The sequence below is a fragment of the Aquabacterium sp. UBA2148 genome (assembly GCF_002328915.1).
Taxonomy (GTDB): Bacteria; Pseudomonadota; Gammaproteobacteria; order Burkholderiales; family Burkholderiaceae_C; genus Aquabacterium; species Aquabacterium parvum.
Window position 1 is genome coordinate 1 of record NZ_DCXA01000262.1, and the last position, 3790, is coordinate 3790.

A 3790-nucleotide genomic window follows, 5' to 3' on the forward strand; every position below is an offset into this window, starting at 1 on the left:
CGACGGCTGGAGCAAGCTCTCCGGCCACGAGGTCGTCGACCTGGCCAAGAAGTTCGAGGACTACGGCGTCGAAGGCGTGATCTACACCGACATCGGCCGCGACGGCATGCTCACCGGCATCAACATCGATGCCACGGTGAAGCTGGCCCAGGCCCTGACCATCCCGGTCATCGCCTCGGGCGGCCTGTCCAACATCCAGAACATCGAAGAGCTCTGCGCCGTCGAGGGCGAAGGCGTCGAAGGCGTGATCTGCGGTCGCGCCATCTACAGCGGTGACCTCGATTTCGCCGCTGCGCAGAAGCGCGCCGACGAACTCAACGGCGGCGCCTGATGCTGGCCAAACGCATCATCCCCTGCCTGGATGTGACGGGCGGGCGGGTCGTCAAGGGTGTCAATTTCGTTGAACTGCGCGACGCCGGTGACCCGGTTGAGATCGCCGCGCGCTACAACGAACAAGGCGCCGACGAGCTCACCTTCCTCGACATCACCGCCACCAGCGATGGGCGAGATGTGATCCTGCACATCATCGAGGCCGTGGCCTCGCAGGTCTTCATCCCGCTGACGGTGGGTGGGGGCGTGCGCACGGTCGACGACGTTCGCCGCTTGCTCAACGCGGGCGCCGACAAGGTCAGCTTCAACTCGGCCGCGATCGCCAACCCGCAGGTCATCCGCGACGCCTCCGACAAATACGGCTCGCAGTGCATCGTGGTGGCCATCGACGCCAAGAAGCGCCAGGGCGATGACCTGGCCGCCAAGGGGCCAGGCTGGGATGTCTACAGCCACGGTGGCCGCAAGAACGTCGGCCTCGACGCGGTGGCGTGGGCCAGGCAGATGGCCGAGTTCGGTGCCGGCGAAATCCTGCTGACCAGCATGGACCGCGATGGCACCAAATCGGGTTTTGACCTCGAACTCACGCGCGCGGTGAGCGACGCCGTGGGCGTGCCTGTCATTGCCTCGGGCGGCGTGGGCAACCTCGACCACCTGGCCGACGGCGTGCAGCAGGGTGGTGCCGATGCGGTGTTGGCCGCGAGCATCTTCCACTACGGCGAATACACCGTCGCCGAAGCCAAGGCCGTGATGGCCGCGCGCGGCATCCCCGTGCGCACCTGATGCGGCGCAGACTTGCCAGCTGCAACAACCCCCAGCCAAGGGTGAAGTGCAGGCGCTTGGTGCGCCTTTGATCACACCCTTGCCGGCAGGGGCATGCTTTTCCCTCGATGCAAGGCCTTGCGACAGGCGTAACCTGACGTTGGGACGTGTCCCGCCTCTGTGCCCGTGCCGACGCGCAAGCCGGTCGGGCCGCCAGGGCGGGGACCGACATCGAAAGGAGCGTGTCATGCCCCAACGTCACGGCTACAAGCCTTTGTCCGTCCAGGCCCTCGCATTGGCTCCCAGCCTGCCCAAGGTGCAGCGCTCGGCTCAGCCGCACGACCCGGCGCTCAGCCTCTTCACCGACCTGCACCACAGCCCCTGCGTCATCGCGAGCCACCGCGATGGCTTGGATCAAACCCTGCACGTGATGCGTCGTGCCGGTGTTCGCATGGTCTTCGTGGCTGGCGCCGACGGCGAACTCGTCGGCATGGTCACGGCCGAGGTGCTGCAAGGCGAGCGCCCTGTTCAGCGAGCTTCGGCCCACCACGTGCCTCATCACGAGCTGACGGTGGCCGACATCATGGTGCCCATCACCCAATGGGACACCGTGGACATCGCCCATGTGCGCGTGGCCCATGTGGGCGACATCGTGGCGACCCTGCGTGAACACAACCTGCGCTACCTGCTGGTCACACAGAAGAAGGATGGCGCGACCGTGCTGCGTGGCCTGTTCTCTGCCAACAGGTTGGAGCAGGCGCTCAACACCACCATCGAGCCCGATCTGCACTCGCGCAACTTCGCCGAGCTGGAGATGGTGCTGGCGCACTGAGGCCGCGGGCGTTGCAGGCGCCTGGTGAGAGTTGGCCGCTCAGGCCGGGTTCGGCAGGTCGATGAAGGTGTGCGCCACGCCCATGCGTTGGGCGAGGTGCTCTCCCACGGCCTGCACGCCCCAGCGCTCGCTGGCGTGGTGGCCGCAGGCGATGAAGGCCACACCGGTTTCTTTGGCGTAGTGGGCCTGGGGCTCCGAGATTTCACCGGTCAGGAACACGTCTGCGCCGGCGGCGATCGCCTGCTCGAAGTACCCCTGCGCGCCACCGCTGCACCAGGCGACGCGCTGGATGGGGCGCCCATCTCCCGGCACCCCGGTCACCTCTCGCCCCATGACCTGTCGCAGTTGTTGCACCAATGCATCGAAGCCCAGGTCTGCAGGGGCCGAGCCCATGAAGCCCAGGTTCTGGTCGCCAAAGCGGGCGTCGGCCACCCAGCCCAGGCGCTGCCCCCACTGCGCGTTGTTGCCCAGCGAGGCGTGGGCGTCGAGTGGCAGGTGGTAAGCGATGAGGTTGATGTCGTGCTTCAGCAGCGTGGCCAGGCGCTGGCGCATCCAGCCGGTGACGCGGCCATCCTGGCCGCGCCAGAACAGGCCGTGGTGCACCAGCAGGGCGTCGGCGCCTTCGGCCACAGCGGCTTCGATCATCGCCAGGCTGGCCGTCACGCCCGTGACCACCTTGTGAATGCGCGCCTTGCCCTCCACCTGCAGGCCGTTCGGCCCATAATCCTTGAACCGGTCTGCCTCCAGCATTTGGTGGAGGTGTGACAACAGCGTATCCCTTTCGATCACGGCAGGCCTTTCTGGCTTGTGGATGTTCATGCGCAAAACTTGGCTCTTATTTTCTCAGGCCGTGACGGTCGCGGTGGCCATTCTGTTCGTCGTGGCCACGTTCAAGCCGCAATGGATCCAGGAGATGCCTTGGCGGCAAACCCTCCCCGATGCCACCCTCAGCACGGCGCCATTGCCTGCTGGCCGGGCCAGCCAGCCTGTGCTGGGCTTCAGCGATGCCGCGCGTCAGGCCGCCCCCACGGTGGTCAGCGTGATCACGGCCAACACGCAGCAGCGCAACGCTCGGGGACGTGACCCCTGGTTCCGCTACTTCTTTGGCGAGCCCAACGAGCAGCCGCAGTCGGGCATCGGCTCGGGCGTCATCGTCTCGCCTGAAGGGTACGTGCTGACCAACAACCATGTGGTCGATCGCATGAACGAGATCGAGGTGATGCTCTCCGATGGCCGCCGTGCGCGCGCCAAGGTCATTGGCACCGACCCCGAAACCGACCTGGCCGTGCTCAAAATCGACCTGGAGCGCTTGCCCGCCATCACCCTGGGCAATTCCGAGGCCCTGCAGGTGGGCGACGCGGTGCTGGCCATCGGCAACCCCTTTGGTGTCGGCCAGACCGTGACCAGCGGCATCGTCAGCGCTCTGGGGCGCAACCAGTTGGGCATCAACACCTTCGAGAACTTCATCCAGACCGACGCGGCCATCAACCCGGGCAACTCGGGCGGAGCGCTGGTCGACGCCAATGGCCACCTGATCGGCATCAACACGGCCATCTACTCCCGCTCGGGCGGCAACATGGGCATCGGTTTTGCCATCCCCGTTTCCACCGCCAGGCAGGTGATGGACAGCCTGATCCGCGAAGGCCGTGTCACGCGGGGCTGGATCGGTGTCGAGCCGCGTGACCTCACGCCCGAGATCGCCGAGACCTTCAACCTGCAGACCCGCGAGGGCGTGCTCATCACTGGCGTGCTGCGCGACGGCCCGGCGGCGCAAGGTGGGCTCAAGCCAGGTGATGTCGTCACCGAGGTGGGCGGCGCCAAGGTGGGCAACACGGCTCAGCTGCTCAACGCCGTCGCGGCGCTCAAACC

General features: G+C 66.5%; 5 protein-coding genes. 4 read left to right on the top strand and 1 reads right to left on the bottom strand.

Features of this window, described 5'->3' with window-relative positions:
- From B2W70_RS14560 to B2W70_RS14570, 3 genes are all read left to right on the top strand, one after another.
- Positions 1-331 (top strand): HisA/HisF-related TIM barrel protein (locus B2W70_RS14560; protein ID WP_286746752.1); only part of this gene is annotated, 331 nt, incomplete at its 5' end.
- The gene (gene hisF, locus B2W70_RS14565; RefSeq protein WP_058089385.1) at positions 331-1110 is read left to right on the top strand and encodes an imidazole glycerol phosphate synthase subunit HisF; all 780 of its coding nucleotides are present in this window, start codon (positions 331-333) and stop codon (positions 1108-1110) included. The genes B2W70_RS14560 and hisF, both read left to right, overlap by 1 nt.
- 226 nt (positions 1111-1336) lie before the next feature.
- A complete protein-coding gene (locus B2W70_RS14570) occupies positions 1337-1921 on the top strand; it encodes a CBS domain-containing protein (protein ID WP_058089384.1) in 585 nt (194 codons plus the stop codon).
- A 39-nt stretch (positions 1922-1960) separates the two neighbouring features.
- Here B2W70_RS14570 and B2W70_RS14575 read toward each other — a convergent pair whose 3' ends face one another.
- Complete coding sequence (locus B2W70_RS14575) at positions 1961-2671, bottom strand: Nif3-like dinuclear metal center hexameric protein (protein ID WP_414631075.1); 711 nt, start codon at positions 2669-2671, stop codon at positions 1961-1963.
- Between the two features lie 67 nt (positions 2672-2738).
- On the opposite strand from B2W70_RS14575, the gene B2W70_RS14580 reads away from it, so the two are divergent.
- On the top strand, positions 2739-3790 hold a 1052-nt coding region (locus B2W70_RS14580; protein WP_286746758.1), incomplete at its 3' end, for a trypsin-like peptidase domain-containing protein.